Source organism: Streptomyces sp. NBC_01431 (genome assembly GCF_036231355.1).
GTDB lineage: Bacteria > Actinomycetota > Actinomycetes > Streptomycetales > Streptomycetaceae > Streptomyces.
On record NZ_CP109497.1, the window covers coordinates 547163 to 567882 of the forward strand.

Annotated in this window: 17 protein-coding genes and 7 pseudogenes; 12 read left to right on the forward strand and 12 right to left on the reverse strand. The window is 68.0% G+C overall.

Annotated elements, in window-relative coordinates; translation table 11 throughout:
* Nucleotides 1-468: 468 nt before the first annotated feature.
* Both OG522_RS39845 and OG522_RS39850 read right to left on the reverse strand, forming a co-directional pair.
* Nucleotides 469-648, reverse strand: a pseudogene (locus tag OG522_RS39845) (IS5/IS1182 family transposase); the annotation flags it as partial.
* Between the two features lie 192 nt (nt 649-840).
* Entirely contained in the window at nt 841-1164 is a 324-nt protein-coding gene (locus OG522_RS39850) for a hypothetical protein (protein ID WP_329468358.1), read from the reverse strand.
* Between the two features lie 582 nt (nt 1165-1746).
* Between OG522_RS39850 and OG522_RS41480 the strand changes: the two are divergent.
* Nucleotides 1747-1875 (forward strand): annotated as a pseudogene (locus OG522_RS41480) (transposase); the annotation flags it as partial.
* Between the two features lie 52 nt (nt 1876-1927).
* On the opposite strand, the gene OG522_RS39855 reads toward OG522_RS41480, so the two are convergent.
* Complete coding sequence (locus OG522_RS39855; RefSeq protein ID WP_329468359.1) at nt 1928-2701, reverse strand: serine hydrolase; 774 nt, start codon at nt 2699-2701, stop codon at nt 1928-1930.
* Nucleotides 2702-3131: 430 nt separating this feature from the next.
* A pseudogene (locus tag OG522_RS39860) lies at nt 3132-3263 on the reverse strand (PIG-L family deacetylase); the annotation flags it as partial.
* Between the two features lie 264 nt (nt 3264-3527).
* Between OG522_RS39860 and OG522_RS39865 the strand changes: the two are divergent.
* The 3 genes from OG522_RS39865 to OG522_RS39875 all read left to right on the forward strand — a co-directional run bounded on the left by OG522_RS39865 (nt 3528) and on the right by OG522_RS39875 (nt 7468).
* Nucleotides 3528-5396: a ThiF family adenylyltransferase gene (locus OG522_RS39865; protein WP_329468361.1), complete on the forward strand. Its 1869-nt coding sequence runs from the start codon at nt 3528-3530 to the stop codon at nt 5394-5396.
* Nucleotides 5393-6442 carry a 3-oxoacyl-ACP synthase III family protein gene (locus tag OG522_RS39870; RefSeq protein WP_329468363.1) on the forward strand — a complete coding sequence of 350 codons (1050 nt, stop codon included), beginning with the start codon at nt 5393-5395 and terminating at the stop codon, nt 6440-6442. The genes OG522_RS39865 and OG522_RS39870 overlap by 4 nt, the downstream gene beginning before the upstream one ends.
* 591 nt (nt 6443-7033) lie before the next feature.
* Nucleotides 7034-7468, forward strand: coding sequence for a hypothetical protein (locus OG522_RS39875; RefSeq protein ID WP_329468365.1), 435 nt, complete (start codon nt 7034-7036; stop codon nt 7466-7468).
* A 579-nt stretch (nt 7469-8047) separates the two neighbouring features.
* Here OG522_RS39875 and OG522_RS39880 read toward each other — a convergent pair.
* The 3 genes from OG522_RS39880 to OG522_RS39890 all read right to left on the reverse strand — a co-directional run bounded on the left by OG522_RS39880 (nt 8048) and on the right by OG522_RS39890 (nt 10979).
* Nucleotides 8048-8809, reverse strand: coding sequence for a class I SAM-dependent methyltransferase (locus OG522_RS39880; RefSeq protein WP_329468367.1), 762 nt, complete (start codon nt 8807-8809; stop codon nt 8048-8050).
* A gap of 31 nt (nt 8810-8840) precedes the next feature.
* Entirely contained in the window at nt 8841-10022 is a 1182-nt protein-coding gene (locus OG522_RS39885; RefSeq protein ID WP_443074874.1) for an alpha/beta fold hydrolase, read from the reverse strand.
* A 651-nt stretch (nt 10023-10673) separates the two neighbouring features.
* On the reverse strand, nt 10674-10979 hold the full coding sequence (locus OG522_RS39890; protein WP_329468372.1) for a DUF6303 family protein: 306 nt from the start codon (nt 10977-10979) through the stop codon (nt 10674-10676).
* A 308-nt stretch (nt 10980-11287) separates the two neighbouring features.
* On the opposite strand from OG522_RS39890, the gene OG522_RS39895 reads away from it, so the two are divergent.
* The 4 genes and pseudogenes from OG522_RS39895 to OG522_RS39910 all read left to right on the forward strand — a co-directional run bounded on the left by OG522_RS39895 (nt 11288) and on the right by OG522_RS39910 (nt 14620).
* Nucleotides 11288-11584: a DUF6431 domain-containing protein gene (locus tag OG522_RS39895; protein ID WP_329468374.1), complete on the forward strand. Its 297-nt coding sequence runs from the start codon at nt 11288-11290 to the stop codon at nt 11582-11584.
* Nucleotides 11585-12290: 706 nt separating this feature from the next.
* Nucleotides 12291-13514 (forward strand): serine hydrolase domain-containing protein, encoded by a 1224-nt coding sequence (locus tag OG522_RS39900; RefSeq protein WP_329468376.1) that lies wholly within the window; start codon nt 12291-12293, stop codon nt 13512-13514.
* Between the two features lie 114 nt (nt 13515-13628).
* A pseudogene (locus tag OG522_RS39905) lies at nt 13629-13837 on the forward strand (IS256 family transposase); the annotation flags it as partial.
* Nucleotides 13838-13909: 72 nt separating this feature from the next.
* Entirely contained in the window at nt 13910-14620 is a 711-nt protein-coding gene (locus tag OG522_RS39910) for an IS6 family transposase (RefSeq protein ID WP_329468378.1), read from the forward strand.
* A gap of 78 nt (nt 14621-14698) precedes the next feature.
* Here the strand turns inward: OG522_RS39910 and OG522_RS39915 are convergent.
* From OG522_RS39915 to OG522_RS39925, 3 genes and pseudogenes are all read right to left on the reverse strand, one after another.
* Nucleotides 14699-14827: pseudogene (locus OG522_RS39915) on the reverse strand (transposase); the annotation flags it as partial.
* A gap of 51 nt (nt 14828-14878) precedes the next feature.
* Nucleotides 14879-15446 (reverse strand): annotated as a pseudogene (locus OG522_RS39920) (ISL3 family transposase); the annotation flags it as partial.
* A 31-nt stretch (nt 15447-15477) separates the two neighbouring features.
* Nucleotides 15478-16146: an alpha/beta fold hydrolase gene (locus OG522_RS39925; protein WP_329468379.1), complete on the reverse strand. Its 669-nt coding sequence runs from the start codon at nt 16144-16146 to the stop codon at nt 15478-15480.
* A gap of 153 nt (nt 16147-16299) precedes the next feature.
* Between OG522_RS39925 and OG522_RS39930 the strand changes: the two genes are divergently transcribed.
* The 3 genes from OG522_RS39930 to OG522_RS39940 all read left to right on the forward strand — a co-directional run bounded on the left by OG522_RS39930 (nt 16300) and on the right by OG522_RS39940 (nt 18152).
* Nucleotides 16300-17145 carry an AraC family transcriptional regulator gene (locus OG522_RS39930; protein ID WP_329468380.1) on the forward strand — a complete coding sequence of 282 codons (846 nt, stop codon included), beginning with the start codon at nt 16300-16302 and terminating at the stop codon, nt 17143-17145.
* 271 nt (nt 17146-17416) lie between these two features.
* Nucleotides 17417-17653, forward strand: coding sequence for a hypothetical protein (locus tag OG522_RS39935; RefSeq protein ID WP_329468382.1), 237 nt, complete (start codon nt 17417-17419; stop codon nt 17651-17653).
* Between the two features lie 229 nt (nt 17654-17882).
* Nucleotides 17883-18152 carry a hypothetical protein gene (locus OG522_RS39940; RefSeq protein ID WP_329468383.1) on the forward strand — a complete coding sequence of 90 codons (270 nt, stop codon included), beginning with the start codon at nt 17883-17885 and terminating at the stop codon, nt 18150-18152.
* A gap of 380 nt (nt 18153-18532) precedes the next feature.
* Here OG522_RS39940 and OG522_RS39945 read toward each other — a convergent pair.
* Nucleotides 18533-19135: pseudogene (locus tag OG522_RS39945) on the reverse strand (transposase); the annotation flags it as partial.
* 76 nt (nt 19136-19211) lie between these two features.
* Entirely contained in the window at nt 19212-19922 is a 711-nt protein-coding gene (locus OG522_RS39950; RefSeq protein WP_329468387.1) for an IS6 family transposase, read from the reverse strand.
* Nucleotides 19923-19986: 64 nt separating this feature from the next.
* Between OG522_RS39950 and OG522_RS39955 the strand changes: the two genes are divergently transcribed.
* Entirely contained in the window at nt 19987-20649 is a 663-nt protein-coding gene (locus OG522_RS39955; protein ID WP_329468390.1) for a diguanylate cyclase, read from the forward strand.
* Nucleotides 20650-20720: the final 71 nt, after the last annotated feature.

Consider the following 20720-nt stretch of genomic DNA (forward strand, 5'->3'; position numbering starts at 1 on the left):
AGCCATACCCGGATTGCCGCCTGCCAGGCCAGGCCCGGCCGGTCACCACGGACACCGAACTCGGCACCCGAGGCGCCTGGGGGATCAAGGAGTGGGCGGGGCGGGCGAGGCGGACCGAAGCCGCTGCCCAAGGGCGCGCCTACAGCCGTTCGGCGTCAGCGGCGGTTGCCCCTGTGGCTCCGGGCGGTTGTGGCACGGAGACAGCGTGAGGCATTCAGATGGTGGCGGGCCACCGAACTGGGACCGCTCCTCACCGCACGGGTTGGCGTTCTGCCGGGCTTCGGCTTCCTGCCACCGCGCCGCTGGGGAGTCTGACCGGGCACTGTCCACCGAGCTCCCACCGCCCCGGGTCGGCGGCCTTGACGGCGCGCGTTCGGCGAATACGTCCTGACGGCGTTCTGCCGTCTGCCGCAGCGCTTCTTTGCGGTCCGGCTTGGAGAGCCGGCCGAGACACATGTGACCGTTTGCGGGTTGGGGGGCGAGCATCGGCCCGAGGCTATTGATGATCCGGTCCTCGCCCGACTTGGACACTGCGAACGGCGGGGCCAGTTGGCGCATGGTTAGGTTCATGCCCCAACCGGCCCCGACCAGCAGTGCCCGGTCCTCCAGCCACCGGCTCCATGGCCGAGCCTTGGCGACCGCGCCAGCAGGAAGCGTGGGTTCTGCTGGGCGGACACCTCGTCCGGCTCCGGACTCCGCAGCTCCAAACCCTGGGCGACTGGTTCAGGGCCGCGGCCGTTGACGACGACGGTCAAGCACTTGACCAGGCCCGCAGGGCTGCCCGGCCCCGACCTGTGGTGGTGGCGACAGCCCCGCATCCTGGGGTTATGGGGCAGCCCTTTAGGAGAGCCACGTCCACTTGGTGTTGTTTCCGCTGCTGACGTAGCAGGAAGCCCAGGTGTCACCGGAGGAGTAGTGGCCGACGTAGCAGGGTTCGGGGGATCCGATCGTGCTCGTGCCGCGGATCGTGGTGAAGCTCTGGTTGTAGTTCAGATCTCCGCAGCGCGCCGTCACTACGTCATGGGGGAAGTCTCCACGGGGTGACTTCGGGATGCTCAGACAGACCTGGCTGGCACTCCCGCCGGCGCGCACCATCATGATCCTGCCGGCGGTGAGTCCCCACCAGATGGCCTGATTGCTGCGCGTGCAGGGCACCATCTTCACTGCGTGAGCGTATGGCGTGCCGTTGTCCGTACCCTGCAGACACTTGCCGGTGGCCGCGTTCTTGATCATGTTCTGGAAAGAATCGGCAGCAGCCGGTGATGCGGCTATTCCGGCTTGGGCGGTCGCGGCCAACACGGCTGTGGTGAGAACCGTTCCGAGGGTTCGATTCATCAGTAGTCCCCTTCGTGTGGTGGGTGCCATCCCTCCGAAAGGTGCGGCACTCTCGTGCCCGTCCTTGAAGGCTGGCGTGATGTCCGGACCATGCTGGCAACAATCCGCGCCATCACTGAGAAGTTTCCCCTCGCATTGGGCGAAAGTTGTTCACACGTGCTTTCCAACGGCGGAAACTTGAGCCGCCCACATCTCAACTGGCGTACGACACCTGGTTGGCGACCTGCCGGTCTTCAGCGCGATCGTGTGCAGGGCCGCGTTGGGCTGCCGGTTGCCACCCCGTCAGGTCCCCGCAGCCGGGGATGTCCAGAAGGCCCGGGGCGAGGACGCAGACCCGGGCGTTGAGGCGCCCCGATGTTTCCGGACAACGACCCAATAAGGTTGCTGTGAACAGGAAACGAGGAAGAGTAAGTGGCGCCGCCCAGCAAGTACACCCCGGAGTTCCGCGAGGAAGCCGTCCAGATCGCGCTCCGATCCAGCAAGACCATCTCCGAAACGGCTCGCGAGATGGATTTGAACACGGAGACCCTCCGGGGCTGGGTGAAGAAGTACAAACAGCGCAATGAACCTCCTGCCGATGCCGAGCTCACTCTCAGCGAGCGTGCATCGCAAAGGGAGTCCTACTCGGTGCGATCCCGGCGATTCTCCCTCCGCGTCCATGCGGCCTTGTTCGAGCAGCCAGGCGTCCACTGCGGCTCTGCGGCCGGGGGAGTAGCTTGAACCGGTGGGCGAGCCCTATCCGGGACTCGTGTCCCTTGGCTGGGGCCAAGAAGGCCGCGTCGTGCTCATCGACTTGGAGCACGTCGGGGTTCTTCCGCAGCGGCTGCCAGTGGGATACCTGTACTACAGCCGGAGATCTTGTGACGTTGCCTGGGGGTTGTCGTTGACCGGGCATGATGCAGGATGTGACGGCTGAGCTGATAGCCGAGTGGCGTGACGAACTGACGGTGCTGACTGGCTCGTTGGGGTATTTGTTCAACCGGCCGGAGCCGCCGCCGGCCGTGGCACCGGCCTGCCGCCAGACCCGGGCCACGACCGCCTGTCCGACCTGCGCCAGGCACAGGTTCGTGGCGAGGTTGGACGAGTGGGTGACCATACGGCCGGCGAGCCAGCGCAGTGAGGCCAGGGTGCCCAGCCGCTCCCAGGGCAGCGGATCGCTGTCCCACTCCGGGCTGTTGCCATAACGGCCGCCCGTCACCGACCGGAACTCGTTGACCACCGGTCTCCGCGCGTCCAAGTCCAGACCGCTGCGATGCACAGCCGCCAGCACGGCCACCTTCATGGTGCTCGCCGCATCGTGAAGGACGTCCGCGTTGCGCAGCACCACCGGTTCACTCCCCCAGGGCGCCACCACCACCGACAGCACCCCCGCATCGTATCGACGGTTCAAAGATGGGCTCTCACTCCATAAGCCAGTCATCCACGCCGCCGCTGACTTTGTAGAGGACCTGGGAGGAAGGCCCCTCCACGGCCTGGAGTCCAAGATTCCCGCACTGATTAGCGGGGGCGCTGGTAGGGAGTGCTGCGGTGAGCGCTGTGCCGATTCCTTGCGCCTGAGTGGTCGCGCCGCTGGTTCGGCCGGCCGTGCCGCTGTTGGCGCAGGCGTTATTGAACGCGCCGTTTCCGAAGCCAATGATCGTGGTTGCACTGGCGGGTGTTGAGGCGAGAGACGCCCCTGCAGCCGCAAGTGCGAGGGCAGAGATCGTCCTGATCAAAGTCATGTACCTCTAACGAAACTCGGACGCTCCCGTTTCGCCCGGACGGTGGTTCACACCGGAGGTCACTGCCCGCACCTAGGTCGCTGTGACGACCGCGGTGTGCGCGCCTGCGGCCGCATGCCGGGCGAGGCTCCCGCCTGCCGACAGCGACTCGTCATCAGGGTGCGCGAACACCCCCAGCAGGCTCGGCACGTGGTGATCATGACCGATCACGGCCAGGACGCCCCCGCGGCCAAAGCGCCGTTCGCGAGACCCATGCCGTCGGACCAGGAAGAGCAATCTCGGGCATGCGTCCATAGCATGCACATCCGTTCATCTTTCTGTGCCATGACAGAGTTTCACTCTTACTGATCAACGGCAGGTCAGTCAGCCCACCCCCTTCTGAGAAGATCACGACGCCGGAGACCGGACACGTTACGCATTGTTATGCGCACGCCCGGTCACGAGTGTGCGCCTCGCGAAGGACGCCTGCTGATGAATGTCGGCCCTCTCGGCCCTCACCGCACCACTCCCTCACGCCCCTGGCACCTCACCGCCTTCCGCGTTCCCTCCGACGGCGCCTCCCGGCCCGCCGACACCGCGCTGGTCGGCCGGGTGCGCGAGCTGCGCGCCCGGATCCTGTACGACAACGGCCGCCGGCCGGAATTCCGCACCGCCTCCGGTGATCATGTGGACGACCAGCACCTGGACTTCGGCGCCTGGCACTTCGTCGGGCGACGCACCGCTGATGGACCGCCGCTCGGATATGTCCGGCTGTGCACGCCCGAGACCGGGGAGCGGTTCCAGTCCCGCGCGTACCTGGGTGAGCAGGCGTACGCGCAGCTGCTTCTGGACAGCGGCCTTGGGACGGGCGAGATGTACGAGCACAGCCGGCTCGTCGTCGAGCACCACGCCCGCAAGCTGGGTCTTGGCGTGCAGCTCAACGCGCTCGCGCTGGCCGCCGCCCGGCATCTGGGTGCGAAGGCGATGGTGGGCACGTCCGGGACGAAGGACGGGCAGGACGCGTTCCATGCCCGGTTCGGGTTCTACCCGGTTCAGGGAACGCGGCGGTACGTCGAGCACTACACCGAGGACGTGGTGCTGCTCATGTGCCGCATCGGGGAGGCGGCCGGGGACTACTCCGACCTGGTCGCCGAGTACACCGCCCTCTTCCCGCAGCTGGTCGTGGACGCCCGGGCCGTACGCCTGGACGCGCCGGCCGTGCACGAGGAGGCGCCGGAGACCCTCGCCGCCGCCCTCGCCTCGGCCCGCACCGCGCTCGCACCCGACCAGGAGTCCTGTCTGCCCGAACCTGTCGCAGGCTGCAGGGAGTTGCGCGCCCTGCTCGCCTCGGGGCGCGTGCGGGAGGTGCACGACACCATCGAGCAGCAGATCACCGAGCTGGTGCGCAGCCGCGAGCCTGGCCCGCGCTACGACGACCCGGCCGAGCTGGCCGCCGCCCGCGAGCGGCAGTTGGACGGGGCCGAGCCGTGGGAATACGGGAGGTGGTTCTTCCACCCGTGGTCCGGACGCCTTGTCCACGTGCTGCCCGCCCCCGAGTTCCGGATGGTGCGCACTGACCGTAACCGGGGCAAGATCGACCGGCCCGAGCAACGGCGGCTCCTTGACCGCCGGATCGGCGTGATCGGCCTCTCGGTCGGCTCGGCGAGCGCCCTGACTCTGGCCATGGAGGGCATCGGCGGCGCCTACCGGCTCGCCGACTTCGACACCCTCAGCCTCTCCAACCTCAACCGCCTGCGCGCCGCCGCCCACGACGTCGGCGTCAACAAGTGCGTGCTCGCGGCCCGCCAAATGTACGAGATCGACCCGTACCTCGACATCGAGATCTTCCCCGGCGGCCTGACCGACGTGGTGATGGAGGAGTTCTTCACGGCGGACGGCGGCGTGGACCTGCTGGTGGAGGAGTGCGACACCCCGTACGTGAAGCTCGCCGCGCGGGAGCGGGCGCGGTCCCTGGGCATCCCAGTTCTCATGGACGCCAACGACCGCGGCCTCCTCGACGTCGAGCGCTTCGACCACGAGCCCGGACGCCCGCTCCTGCACGGCCGCCTGGGCGCCACCACCCCCGCCGACCTGGCCGGGAAGCTCACCTTCGAGGAGAGTGTCGACCTGATCCTCGCCATGGTCGACACCGACCGGATCAGCCCCGAACTCGCCGCGTCCATCCCGCTCATCGGCACCGCGTACAGCTCCTGGCCCCAGTTGGCCAGCGGTGTCGCGCTCGGCGGAGCGCTCACTGCCGACGCCGCCCGCCGGATCCTCCTGGACCAGCCCCTCGCCTCCGGCCGCTACTACACCGACTTCGACGTCCTGCTCGCCCCGGAACGGAGCACCGTGTCATGACCTCCACCACCCTCACTCCTGTGGAGATGCCCGGGCTCTGCCACCACACCGGGGACGGGCTGCCCATCCCCTTCTCGGTTGCCGGGACCGGGCTCCACCTCCCCCCAACCGTGATCAGCAACGCCATGCTGACCCGCGTCCTGGACACCACCGACGAGTGGATCGTGAAGCGGACCGGCATCCGCGAACGCCGCCGCCTCGCCCCGGACCTGGCCACCTCCGACATGGCGATCGCCGCCGCCCGCCCCGCACTCGATGCGGCGGGCATCGAGGCCGGCGCGATCGACTCCGTGATCGTCGCCAGTTACACCGGCGACATGCCGTTCCCGTCCACCGCCCTGATCGTCAAGGACGCACTGGGTGCGCACCGCGCGATGCCGATGGACTTCTCCCAGGCCGCCTGTGCCTCCGGCGTCCAGGCCGTGCTCACCGCCGCCCACCTGCTGCAGAATCGTTCCATTCGTTCGGTGCTGCTGATCGCCGCCGACTGCGCCTCCCGGATTACCCATCCCCAGGACCGCACCACCGGCGTCTTCTTCGGCGACGCGGCCGCAGCCGTCGTCCTCACCCGCACCGAGACCCCCGGCGCCGGCCTGCTCTCCTACGACCTGGGCTCCACGCTCACCTACGACGTTCAGGTCCAGGCCGGTGGCTCCCGCATGCCCACCTCCCCCGACACCGTCGCCGAGGGGCGCCACTACCTGGAGATGGACGGCCGCACCGTGTGGCAGACGGCCACCACCCGTATTCCCGAGTGCATCGACGCCTCGGTCCGCCGGGCCGGGCTCACCGTGGACACCATCGACCACTTCTTCCTCCACCAGGCCAACCTCAACATCCTGCACGAGGCGACGGCCGCCCTCGGCATCGCCCCCGCCAAGGTCCTCGTCACCCTGGACCGGCTCGGCAACACCGGGGCCGCCGGAATGTTCACCGCCCTGCATCACACCGTCTCCGAGGGCTGTCTGAAGTCCGGCGACACCTTCGTGATGTCGGCGATCGGCGCCGGATTCCAGTGGGGGGCACTGTGCCTCAGACAAGCCTGACCCGGAACGTTCCCCCCCAGGCCGGGCAGTTGGTGAATCTCAGACGGCATCCGCATGCCGGGGGTCTATCACGACGGCGGACCAGCTGAAGGATTTGCTGCGACGTGAGCGGGGCATCTCCCCAGCAGGTCGGCGTGGCCCTGGGCGGCGGTGACGTCGAATGGCCGGGGCACGGCATGCCAACCCGATCCAGCCCACGCGGAGAACGGGACCGGCACGCTTCGAAGCGTGCCGGTCTCCTCAAGGTGGTGGGGTGTGTTCAGCTCACAGCACGGCGTGGCACGCCTGCCCCTGAACCCGAGGCTCAGGGGCAGGAGTGGGTACGTTCCTGCCCCTGATTCACCCACCAAACGTGCGGGCGGCGTGCCGCTATATCTCCTCGAAGCGCCACTGCTGTCGAGGACCAGCTCCGCGTCCGGCCGCGACGGCTCAAGCCGCCCCGGTATGTGGGGGGCGGCGGCCGTGCATCCACAGCGCGGTGCGGTTCAGGCCACCGGCCGAGGTGCTCTCTGTCGGCCTGCCTGCCGCTGCAGGAGGCTGACGACCCAAGCCGGCCGCGGTCGCGGCACGCATCAGGCGAAGGAGTCACCCATGGGAACCGTTCCCGACGGCATCTACCACATCAAACTCGGCGACCAGCAATTCCTCACCATCGGGCAAGAGGGCGCCGTCACCCTTGTGCCCGCCCAGGATGAAGGGCAGACGTTCGAGGTGAGGTGCACCCGCGGCGACAACTACGCCATCTCCAGGTCCTCCAGCATCTGGCCCAGCCCGTTCGTGTGCTATGACGGGGCCCCGGCGGCCCCGTACGACGGCGCGAGGGTGCGCCTGCGGGTCAGTGACTTCCCTCCCTGCGAGTGGAAGATCACCCAAGGTCCGCAGCCGGGAACCCTCACCATCGCTGTCGCCGGTGACGGGCAGCCCCTGACCATAGGAATCGCGCCGATGACGATCTACCCGCCCTTCCTCCAGCTGACGTCCAGTTCTGGCAAGGACCTTGGCTGGACGTTCGAGGACGCCAAGTAGCCGCAGTCCCCTGATGTGCCTCGGCCGCGCCGGATACGGCCGAGGCGCCGTCGCTTCGCCGAAGGGACACCGGTGTTCCCCGACGAGAAACCGCAGATGCCGGCACCGCCCCTGTGCGCGTACGGCACATACCTGCCGACGGCCTGCGGGACAAGGCCACGCCGCCGTGGGAATCCTCCGGCCACTTCCACGTCGCACCCAACCGCCGGATACCGAGGCACCACAAAGTCCCGATCGGGTTGCGGCGGAACACGGAGGCGTCACTCACGGGGCGCGGGGGCATTGCTGGTGGTGTGGATCGTGAAGCAGAGCCCAAAGTTGTGCACGCTGAACTGCTGGGTGCGTACTGGCTGGAGAGTTCACAGCACGGGCCGCAGAACGGTTGCCGGTGCCGCGACCACCTGCGGCTGACGCGGCCGTGGCGGGAGAACCTGCGGTCCGCGATGACGAGCCTCGCTGCGGGAGCGCTCGTGGTCGCGGTGGCCGTCGCGATCCGGGGAAAAAGGTGACGCAGGGCAACGGCCACCGTCGCGACCGGAGCGGCCTGATGCCCTCCCAGATCCCAGGACTCCATCCACGTCAGGGCCGAGTGGCCACCAGCAGATCAACCACGTACGTCTCCTCCACCACCTCGTCGGGGAACATCTCACGCAGTCGCCTGCGCTCCCCCGAAAGAAAGGCCCGTCTGTCGTCCTCGGCAAGCACAAGGAACGCCGAGCGACTGCTGATGTTGGCAAGGTGGATGTCGAGGGAGACCGTACGGCTCCACCGCACCTGGCGGCGCGCCACCCGGAGCCCGGACAGGCCCGTGAGGCGGATGGCGTCGCTGTCGTCGGGACGCACCCGAGACGTCGGCTTCACTGCGCAGTGGTGCGCGATCCGCTGGTGCTGCTCTCTGATCCAGGGCACGTCGAAGGCCGTGGTGTTCCACCAGATCGCGAGCGCACCGCCCGGAAGCAGAACCCGCAGCGCCTCCGGGACCGAGCGGGCGGTGTCGGTCCACTGCCAGGACTGCGCGTACGTGAGGAGGTCGTGGGAGGCATCCGCAAGGGGGAGGGCGTTGCCGTCACCTCTGACGATCGGCACATCCGGGAGCACGGTGTGGAACCGGGCAGCCATGGCGTCGCCCGGCTCAACGCCGATCACATCAGCCCCGCGCTCACGCAGCAGCGCGGTGGCGATGCCGGTGCCCGCGCCGACATCAGCGACGCGGACACCCGCCAGAGGACGGCCCGTGAGCTGTTCGATGCGGTCGAAGAGCGCGGGCGGATACGAAGGTCGGCTGGCCGCGTACCGGTCAGCCGCCGCGTTGAACGAATGGGCGCGTGAGCTGGCAGTCATCCCCGCATCATCCCCCTGCCCGCCTGGGAGGTCAGCAGGTGGTCGGTGCGGTCCTGCCGGCGAAGCGGTCCGCGAGCCAGGGAATGCCCTCGGCGCTGGTGGCTTCGGTTGCGGCGATGTGGCCGGGGACAAGGTTGCCGGCGAACTTCACTGTCGCCCCGCGGCGGCACCAGCCCACGGCCAGGGTCTTGCCGACCTGCTGGGGCACGACATCGTCCAGAGCGCTGTGGGAGAGCAGGACGGGCACCGCGGGCTTGCGCCGGCCGAGCTGCTGGTCGGCCACGATCGTGTTCCACGGGGCGCGCCCCAGGCGTTCGGTCAGCGGACGTCCGTCCACGGTCAGGAAACGTGAGTTGAGGAAGGGGTACTTGGCGAGGGCCTGCGTCGTGCACAGGTTGTCCCGCAGGTCGTTGGCGACGCGCTTGCCGAGGGCGTTCAGGTACGGGTTGATGTCAATGTTGTACGAGGTGGCCAGGCCGGAGAGGGCGTAGTTGAAGAACGCCCCGTAGGCGGAGCCGTCCATGCTGTCGGCCACCTTGTTCATGTCCGCGGGCGGAGCGCCGACGACGGCGCCCTTGATCTTCAGCTCGGGCGCGTAGGCGGGGGCCAGTTCGGCGGCGGACGCTGTTGCGCCGCCGCCCTGGGAGTAGCCGTAGAGCGCGACCGGACCGGCGTCCGGGAGGTCCACCGCATCCAGACGCTGGGCCGCCCGGACCGAGTCCAGGACGGCGCGGCCCTGCGCCTCGCGGTCCATATAGGTGTGGACTCCGGGTGTGCCCAGCCCTTGATAGTCGGTCACCACCACGGCATAGCCCTGATCAAGGAGCTTCTTGACAGGCAGCGCCTCGTACTCGGTTCCCTCGCCCAACTGGCGGGAGGGGGCGCACTTGTCCGCCAGGCCCTGGGTGCCGGGCGCGAACGCGACGATCGGGCGCTGGGCGTACCGGGAAGTCGCGGGGTTGAGCACGGTGCCGGTGACCGCGATGGCCTTCCCCGTGCGGTCGGTGGTGCGGTACATGATCCGGTGCACGTCCGCATTGACCTTGAACGCCTTGAGCGGATCCAGGTAGAAGACACCCGGCTCCGAACTGAGCACGTCACCGTTCCCGGCGGGCAGAATCACCGGCCGTTGCCGCAGGCGCAGCTGGTCGGCGGCGGCAGCCCCGCCAGAGGACACGCTGAAGACCAGTACGGCGGAGGCTGCGGCAGTCAACGCTGCCACGGCACGACCGCCCAGGGGACGACACCAAACCACGAAGGCTCCTCGGTCAGTGGAATCAAGAGTTCCACTACCTATCCGAGACGCGGCCCATAACTCTACAAATGCACTGAACTGTCGTATCTACTGCATAAATCGACCCTCTGCGGCAATACCCCCGACCATTCGGGTCACCCGCGGACCCCGCTCTTGATCAAGCCCTCGCCCCACGGCACGTACACCACAGTGTGGGGCTCGAAAAGTCATCGGTGCGGCTCAGGCCGCGTATCGATACTCGTTGATGATGCCGCCGAGGACGCGGGTGGGCAGACCCGCTGAAGATCCAACAGATCAACGCGTACGGCTACAGCGACACCTCGACCGCCGGCTACGAGGAAGACCGCCGGGAACAAAGACACCATCGAGAACAGAATCAAGACCGCGGTCTGCAGCGGCCAGGTCCCCCTCGACGACGTCCGCCACGCCATCACCACCAACTGGACCACCGCCCTCACCGTCACCGGCATCGGCTGACACGCAGAGCGCCGGGTCACAGGACGGCTGGTTCGAGGGCGTCGTGCGGTCGCCCGCGAGCTGCTGCGCATCACGGACTTCACCGCCGCCCAGCGCGGACAGATCACGCCCGCGACGGAAGCCGGGGGCGTCTCACAGAGTCGCGTCGTACTCAGCGAGCCGGTCGTCCGCCAGACCGGGACCGAAGCACACCTGGGCAGCGACGACCAAACAGACCTCTTCGCCGTCCTGGTCCTGCGTCTGGGTCCACTCCCAGGGGCGCCGTCCCGAAGCGACCAACTCGTAACCGAGTTGGTCCAGCACCCTGGCACGGTCCTCCCGGGGCGGGATCCCGCGATCGGCCGGCAGGCTGACCGACGGCCAGTGGTTCACACCCACCCCGGGCAGCACGATGCAGATCGCCAAGTGCCCCGGAGCCGACGATGCGGCTCGCGGCACACGTCTGTTGGGCGACGCTCAGGGTGAGTACGTTCTCGGGGGTTCGCGACGTTCACGGTGAGCACAGCTGATGAGCGTCACACTGACTTCGTGCGCGACGACACCGTGCACATCAACCTGCCCCGTCCTTCCAGCTCTTGGTCGCGGAGCTGCTCTTCATCGACAGCCTGTCGCCGGTTTCCGTTCGGGTGGCCCGTCTGCCCGGCCGGAGTGAGTGATCGACTTCGCGGGCAGCGTGCAACACGAGTTGTCCCTGGTGCGGGGGCAGCGTGCCGGTGACGCTGGTGGGATGCGGGAGGCAACAGCTCGTGATCGTCGTGCCCGAGTCCGAGGAGTCCGTACTGCCGCCCTGCCCCGCCTGCGAGAAGCCGCTGCGGCCCTGGGGCCACGCGCGCGAACGCGTGATCCGCCTGCCTGGCGGCTCAGTTCGGCACCTGCGCCCACGGCGGGCCCGCTGCCGCTTCTGCCGCACCACACACGTCCTGCTGCCGCCGTACTGTCTGCTGCGGCGGGCGGACAGCGTCCACACCGTCGCCCAGGCCCTGCTCGACCACGCCGCCGTGAGGGCGGGGTCGCTGACGAGGGTGGCGGGCTGGACGAGGTAGGCGCTGACGATGAGGGTGTCCCCGGCTCCGGCCGCGTCATCACCGAAACCCTGCGCCAGTTACAGAGGGCGGTCGCCGAGGGTGGTGTCGCGGGTGACGGTGCGGGTCAGGAGCCAGACGGGCGGGTGGTGATGACCTGGTCGCTGACGTCCTTGTCGGACAGACCCCGCCCTCCAACAACGCGTCCACACCGAAGCCGAAGCCCTGCCCGCGGGCCAGGTCGAGGTGGGCGGGCAGCCGGTCTTTGTGGAAGACGCGCTGGAGCCGGCGCCGTTGCTGCCGGTGGCGGGAGTGGGGGCAGGCGAGCATGCACCCTCGGAATCGGCGAACTCACCCTCGCCCTCGCCGCCCTCACCCGCCGCTGGCAGCTCACACCCGCCACCACCACACCCGTCCGCTACGAAAAAGACATCGTCATCCGCCTCCACAACCTCCACCTCCACCTCCAACCCCGCGACCGAAGGGCCTGACCCTGCACCCACAGAAACCCCGACACCACGACACCTGGCGAACCCAGGGCTAGAGCGGGGTGGGGTTCTCCATACCCCCGCCAGGGGGGCTCCGTCATGGCCACCCATCGCTTCCCATGAGTGAATGATCTTGGGCCGGACGCACCGTCCGGTCGGCCGATCGGCGTCACAAAATGCCCTGTTCATAAGGGAGTTGCGTAAGTCGAACGGCCTCCAAGACATGTGAGGTAATCACCATGACGCTGCCACGAAACTCCGCCCCTGACGCCCAGTCCAACTCCGCTTCCACGCGCCGCCGTCTCGCCCTTGGCTCCGTGGCGGCGGTCGCCGTCACGGCGGCGCTGGCGATGCCGATGTCCACGGCGTGGGCGGCCCAGCCAGACGTCCGAGCGGCCGGTTCCGGTCGGGTGGACCTTCAGCGGGGCCTGGACGACATCGTCCGCAACGACGGAGTGGTGGGCGCCGAGGCCACCTTGGTGAACGGTCACGGGCGCAGCTCCGTGCGCAGCGGCACTGCCGAACTCGGCACCGACCGGCCGGTGCCGGGCCAGGGCTACTTCCGGATGGGCAGCAACACCAAGACCTTCGTCTCGACCGTCGTGCTGCAACTGGTCGGCGAAGGCCGCATGCGGCTCGACGACACCGTCGACCGATGGCTGCCCGGAGTGGTCAAGGGCCACGGCAACGACGGCCGGCGGATCACCGTGCGCCAGCTGCTTCAGCACACCAGCGGCCTGCCCGACTACGCCCCTCACCTGCCCATCCTCGACGGAGACCAGTTCCAGAAGCACCGCTTCGACCGCTACCAGCCGCGCCAACTGGTTGATATGGCCCTGCAGGACCAGCCCACCTTCGAGCCCGGCAAGGGCTGGAGCTACTCCAACACCGGCTACATCCTCGCCGGGATGATCATCGAGAAGGTGACGGGACGTGACTGGAGCGACGAGGTACGTGCCCGGATCATCGAACCCCTCGGCCTCAAGCACACGTTCTCCGCGGGCACGCGCACGGGCCTTCCCCGGCCGCACGCCAAGGGTTATCACCAGTTCAAGCCCGGGGGGCAACTGGTCGACAGCACCGAGATGAGCATGACCTGGGGCAGCTCGGCGGGCGATCTCGTCACCACCTCGAACGACCTCGCGACCTTCTGGCAGGGTCTACTCGGCGGCAAGTTGCTGGGGCCCAAGCAGCTGGCGCAGATGCAGAAGACGGTGTCGGCCCCTCAGGAGGGCGACACAGCGGTCAAGAAGGCGGGGCTGGGCATCTTCTGGACGCAGCTCAGCTGCGGCGGCGGCTCCTGGAGCCATGGCGGGTCCACCGTCGGCCATCTGAACGCCAACGGCTTCATCGACAAGGGCAAGAAGGGAGTCATCGTGATGCGTTCCACCAACGTGAACAAGGATGACCGCGACGAGCGCACCGACCTGCTCGTCGACGCCGCCTTGTGCAAGATGAAGTGACCGTGCGGGCAGGGTCTGTACGCTCACCGGTGTAATTGATGATCATGGAAGAGACATCAAGTGACTGACACCGTGACTGAGTCCGTGACCGTCGATGACCGGGCGGGACCGTCGTTGGATGCCGCGACGGTCGAGCAGAAGCTCATCGCCAGCTCGTCGCGCAGGCCCGGAGCAAGGGTCTGCAGCTGACCGGTGAGGGCGGGCTGCTGCAGCAGCTGACCATGACGGTGCTGGAGTCCGCCCTGGAGGGCGGGATCACCGGCCATCTCGGCTGCGACAAGCACGACCCGGCGGGCAAGGACGGCGGCAACTCCCGCAACGGCACTGTCACGTTGGCTGACAGGGTGGGAGGATCCTCGGGCTGATCACGGTGGAGGGGGTCGTCCGTGGAGGGCATGTCGCAGTCGTACAAGGGGCACCGGTATCCGGTCGAGGTGATCTCGCACTGCGTGTGGCTGTACTTCCGGTTCCCGCTCAGTTTCCGCGAGGTCGAGGAGCTGATGCTGGAACGCGGCGTGTTCGTCTCGTACGAGACGGTCCGCCGCTGGTGCCTGAAGTTCGGTCAGCAGTACGCCAACGGACTGCGCCGCCGGCGGCCCCAGCCCGGCGACAAGTGGCATCTGGACGAGGTCTTCATCAAGATCAACGGTGAGCAGAAGTACCTGTGGCGGGCTGTCGACCAGGACGGCAACGTGCTGGACATCCTGGTACAGAGCCGCCGGGACACGGCTGCGGCCAGGCGCTTCTTCCGTACGCTGCTGACCAAGACGGGCGGGGTGCCGCGGGTGATCGTCACGGACAAGCTCCGCTCCTACGGCGCGGCCCACCGCGAGGTCATGCCCTCCGTCGAGCACCGTTCCCACAAGGGCCTGAACAACCGGGCCGAGAACAGTCATCAGCCCACCCGGCAACGCGAACGGGCGATGAAAGGCTTCCGCAGCGTGGGCGCCGCGCAGCGTTTCCTGTCCGCGTTCAGCGGCATCTCACCCCACTTCCGGCCCCGCCGCCACCTGATGACCGGCACCCAACACCGCGCCGAAATGACCGTCCGCTTCACCATCTGGGAGCAGATCACCGGCGTCACCGGCCGGCCTGCCGCCGCCTGAGCCCAGGGCCGGCACCCGGCCCCACCACACCTCGACACACCGTCAGACACCCGCACACCCAACAACGTGACAACGCCCGCGCATCTCGTATCTGCCCTGATGGCCGCTGACCGACGGATGCGTGGCCTTCCAGGCTGTGACCACGGGCTCGACCAGGGCCCACTGCTCATCGGAAGCGTCACTCGAGTACGGCTTGCGCATGCTCATGCCACAACCCAAGCGAACCCCGAACGCCTGACCGGCCGCGATACCCCAACATCACACCATCGAGCGATCACAAGTCGGACAGAAGATCACGTTCCGCACTCTGAACCCGCTGGCTTCGAGCAGGCTCCTGGCGATGTAGTTAGTGAGGCTGCGAATCCGACGGCGGAGCCGCGCAGGTGCTCAAGTCGGCCGTTGATGGCCTCGGTCGGTCCGTTGGACGTGCCGAGCCGGTCGAAGTAGGCCAGGACGTCGGCGGCACGCATGGCCAGGGTCCGACCCAACGTGATGACCTCGGTCAGCTCGGCGGGTAGACCGTCGCTGACGGCGTCGATCAGCTTCTGCATCAGCTCTCGGCCGCGGGTCCGGTCGGGTTCGCGGTAGCGGCGACCATCCGCTGGTAGACCAGGTCGCCTCGACCTCGACATGGACGTCAGTGGCGAACAGCTTCCACAGCCGGTCGGTCTGCTTGTCGGTGAGCAGGTCCGCACCGGTGTGCAGGGTGCGTCAGGGTGCCATAGAGCGGGTCGCCTTTGCGGCCACCGTGCCCGCGCGTGTCCTGCTGGACCCGGCGCCGGCACAGATCGAGGGCGTCCCCGGCCAAGCGCACGACACCGGCAGGCCTGCCGTCCGTGCGTCGATGCGTCCGCAGTTCATTCGCCGAGCAGTATGGCGGCGACCGCCTCCGGGGCCTCATGCATTGCGTCGTGTCCGGTGGGGAGGTCGTGGACCTGCCACTCGGGATCGGCTTGGAGTCGGGTGCGCAGTTCAGCGAACGGCGTCCGGTCTTCCCATCCCGAGCAGTATACGAACTCCCGACGGGGAACCTGGGCGAGCGTGCCCGAGAGCCGGATCGTCTGCAGGAACGAGGCGAGGGGATGGTGACGACGCCGGGGGTCGCCGCCGTCCGGCGGTCGGACAGCGTAGCCGGTGGCCACAGCGCCGGCAGCGAACACTTCCCGGAAGTGGTCGTTCGTTGACGACCAGCACGACTCGCCATCGCGCGGTACGTAGGCGTCCAGATGCACCAGTCGTGAGATCCGGCCGCCGGCGCGGTCGGCGGCGGCGGCGATCACCATCCCGGCGTAGCTGTGGCCGACCAGCGTAGCGCTGGTGATGTGGTTGCGATCGAGGTGCCGCAATACGTCGTCGGCGTGCGTGTCGAGGTTGGCGGTCGCGACCGTCACATTGTCGTCGTCTGGCCGCAGACCGGTCAGGGTCAGGGCGTGAACGGTGTGACCGGCACGCTCCAACAGCGGAACCACCGCCTCAAACGACCAGGAGCCCTTCCAAGCGCCGGGCACAAGGACGAACGTCGCCATGCGTTTCTCCTTCTCTCTCAAGCCGCGGCATCGAGGCATGCTGCCTCCATGCCATGTGGTGCGGTCGGCCGCTCCGTGCGACTGAGGACCACTCGGCATGGAGGAAGTCTCACCGGATCAAGGACTGGCTTGCTACCGATAGGCTGCCAACCGATGCCCGTTCACCGCCAACCTCGCCGATCATCCGACGTGACGTCACATGTGTGGCCCTCTGGTGGACGTCACCTCTGGCCGTCGGGCGGGACGAGCGCGACGCAGTCGCACGCACGGGGGCACCTGGTGTACGCAGCCGGCGGTGTCCTGGCGGTGCACACCGAGCGCGGCACGTCGATCGTTCCCGCCAACCGGGTCGCCTGGACCCCCGCCGAGTTCACGCACCAGCACCGTGCGCACGGCGACACCGATATGCGGATCGTCTTTCTCGCGCCATCCGTCGCCCGGCTCATGCCGGATCGACCCGCCGTGTTCCTGGCCTCCGACCTCGCCCGCGAGGTCGTGCTCGCCCTGACCGGTCCCGGCAACTACGACGACACCACGCCCGGTTACAGCCGCTCCGCACGCGCTCGCCTGGTCCGAGTCCTCGTCGAGGAACTCCGCGAGGCGGACGAGCAGCCGCTGCACCTGCCGGAGCCGCAGGACGACCGGCTGCGGGCCATTGCCCGGATGCTGTCCGAGGACCCGTCGGACAACGCCACGTTGGCCGAGTTCGGGAAGGCGATCGGGGCCAGCACCCGCACCCTCAGCCGACTGTTCCGCAGCGAACTCGGCATGACCTTCTACGAGTGGCGCACGCAGCTACGCGTCTACCACGCGCTCGTGCTCCTCGCCGACGGCCACGACACCATCCACACCGCCAACGCCTGCGGGTGGGCCAACCCCAGCGGCTTCATCGCGGCGTTCACCGCCGTCGTCGGAACGACGCCGGGCCGCTACCGAACCAGTCGCCGGACCACCGCCCGCGCAGCTCAGCTCCCGAGGGTGGTCAATTCCTCGGGGTGACTCGTACGCGCACCCCGGGCATCTCCTGTTCGTGAGCGGACAGGAGATGACCCCGCGTCCCTCGCGATTCCCTCACAACGACGGCGGCACCAACCATCGGCTTGATCACGCGACAAGCCAGGACCGCACGATCAGGCCCAAAGCGTTGCCCCACGACGACCAAACCGAGCCTCGTCGAGCCCGGCGATCAGCCCGCAAGGTCTGCACCCTCGACTGCGAAGAGCCGGGAAATCGGATGCCCGATTGACGAGAGCCATGCGAGCATCGGCCGGTGACCGACGTTGAAGAGCTGTTCGCCGCCGACCTGATCGGCAGGCGACTGTTGCGGGTGACCACAGCCTGGCAGCACTACGCCGAGGACGAGCCTTCACTCCTGTCCCTCACGGAGCTGGTGGGAATCGGTTTGCCTTCTGGATTCATGGCTGACAACAGGCTGACCAGCTGCTGCGGGGTTGGTGGTCTGCGGCCGGCGGGGGCACAGCGTGAGCAACGCAGCACTACAGGCTGATCGGCCCCGCTGCGAATGCCCGCGCGCTCGAAGTCTGGCGCGCGAAGTCCTCTAACCGGACGATAAGATACAAAATGACATCAGTACGGCGTAGCGGCTCGACCGCTGCCGCGGGTATCGGAGCCGCCACGCCTCACCGGCCGCACCGTCACCATCCAAGGCAGGTTGAATGATGAACCGGACACGTCGTCTTGCAGCACTCACGCTCTTGGTGGCCCCCGCTCTCGCGGTGGGCCCTACCATCGCCGCCCAGGCCTGGACCACCACGGCCCCCGCAGCCGCGAAGTGCAACGTCGAGGTGGACTCAGCCGGCAAGTATCACGTGTGGGGGGAAGGATTCCCCGCTGGCACGAAGGTGACCTACTCCGGCTCCACCTCGGGCTCGGTCCCCATCGACAAGTCGGGAAGGTTTGACCTCGGCGGTCTCACCGGAAGCAAGTACGTAGTCAAGACGGCGCACGGCAAGACCACCGTCACCTGCACAGCGGTCCATCACTGAGACCCCACGAACGACTGAGGGCCAAGCGGCATCCTCCGACCTGACCCTTCGTCGTTCAGAGCGGGGCGACGGGAATCGAACCCGCGTAGCTCGCTTGGAGGATCGCGTACGCACCTGCGCGTTGACCTTCCGGCTGGCTGACCCCCGCACGCTCCCGCTCACCTGCCCGGCTTTCCCCGAGGCTCCCGCCGAAGACCTTCCGCTCGGGCAACCACCGACGGACAGCGCGTCCGGGCGGAGTCGCTGGCCCGTGCCTTCCCCGACCGTCGCCGCCACCAATACGGGGGCGTCCTCGCCCTGCCCGAACTCATCACAGCACTCGCTGTGGCCGGACAGGACGACCAGTTTCACCGGCTTGACTCTGAAGCTTCTATAGATCGTCAAGCTGTAGGAGAGGGCTCGGGTGTGCCGCTGAATGCGTTGGTCAGGTGGTGGTAGACCTCGCGCGCGACGAAGCGCTTGAGGCACCTGAAGATGTCCTTCGTCTTGAGTCCTTCGAGGGTGCGCCGGGCGACGTAGTCACGGGTGCGCGGGTCGTGACGCATGCGGACCAGCACGATTGTGTGCAGCGCGCGGTTGGCCTGTCGGTCTCCGCCACGGTTGAGCCGGTGGCGGTCGGTACGCCCGGAAGAGGCTGGCACTGGCGCGGCGGCGCACAGGTGGGCGAAGGAGGCCTCGGATGCGAGCCTGTCGGGGTTGTCCCCGGCGGTCACCATCAACTGCCCGGCGGTCTCGGTCCCGACGCCCGTCAGCGCGAGCAGGCTCGGTGCGGTGCGGGCGATCAGGACGCGCAGGTCTCGGTCCGCGTCCGCTATCTCCTCGCTCAAGTGCCGGTAGCGCCTGGCCAGGCGCTTGAGGGCCAGTCTTACGGCTGTGGCCGGGGCGGCCAGATCGGTGCCCGGACGGCTGACGGCCAGCCGTCGGACCAGCTCGGTGGTAGTCAGCGAGCGGAGTGCTTCGCGGACCTCAGCGGGCGCGGTGAGGCGTTGTCACGTTGTTGGGTGTGCGGGTGTCTGACGGTGTGTCGAGGTGTGGTGGGGCCGGGTGCCGGCCCTGGGCTCAGGCGGCGGCAGGCCGGCCGGTGACGCCGGTGATCTGCTCCCAGATGGTGAAGCGGACGGTCATTTCGGCGCGGTGTTGGGTGCCGGTCATCAGGTGGCGGCGGGGCCGGAAGTGGGGTGAGATGCCGCTGAACGCGGACAGGAAACGCTGCGCGGTGCCCACGCTGCGGAAGCCTTTCATCGCCCGTTCGCGTTGCCGGGTGGGCTGATGACTGTTCTCGGCCCGGTTGTTCAGGCCCTTGTGGGAACGGTGCTCGACGGAGGGCATGACCTCGCGGTGGGCCGCGCCGTAGGAGCGGAGCTTGTCCGTGACGATCACCCGCGGCACCCCGCCCGTCTTGGTCAGCAGCGTACGGAAGAAGCGCCTGGCCGCAGCCGTGTCCCGGCGGCTCTGTACCAGGATGTCCAGCACGTTGCCGTCCTGGTCGACAGCCCGCCACAGGTACTTCTGCTCACCGTTGATCTTGATGAAGACCTCGTCCAGATGCCACTTGTCGCCGGGCTGGGGCCGCCGGCGGCGCAGTCCGTTGGCGTACTGCTGACCGAACTTCAGGCACCAGCGGCGGACCGTCTCGTACGAGACGATCACGCCGCGTTCCAGCATCAGCTCCTCGACCTCGCGGAAACTGAGCGGGAACCGGAAGTACAGCCACACGCAGTGCGAGATCACCTCGACCGGATACCGGTGCCCCTTGTACGACTGCGACATGCCCTCCACGGACGACCCCCTCCACCGTGATCAGCCCGAGGATCCTCCCACCCTGTCAGCCAACGTGACAGCGCCCACGCTCGGCTTCTCGCACCATCTCGTCCGTCAGAGGCTGCTGGACACCGTAATCACCGTCACCCCAGAACGTCGCCATGACCTCATCGAATCGCGCCATGACACGAAGCCTACGGCTCAGTCGCACTGGCTTCCGCTGCAAGATCATTTCTTAGTCCGGAGAAACCGTTTCAAGGAGATCAACGACACCCGGGGCCACGCGGTCGGCGACCGCGTCCTGGCGGTCACGGCCCAACGGCTGACCGCCTGGGCAGGCGGCGGCGTGGTCGGCCGGATCGGTGGAGACGAGTTCGCGCTCACCGTCCGCATCGCACCCGCCTACCACGCGCTGCGCCTGTCCCACCTGGCCGCGCTGCTCGCCGAGCCCGTCCCCGTCGACGGCGAAGCACCGGTCCCGGTCGCGGCGTCGATCGGCGCCGCCACCCCGAACCGGCTCACCATCACCGACCTGCCCCTGCTCCTGAGGGCCGCCGCCGCCATTCTGTATCCAGTGACTGTTGTTGCTCTCCTGGGCACTTGGACCAGATCAGATCCTGGTTCGGCCAGCCGCTGGGGGACGTGGAGCCCGCTGACACCGACGCGTACTTCGAAATGCCTGCGGAATTCACCCAGCGGCACCCAGCTGGCCAGGTCACAGGCGCTGACGACGTAATTCGATGGAGACAGGTGGCCGGTTGAGGATGGAGCGCGCTGGCCGCCGACGTCACCGCGGCGGCAAGCAGC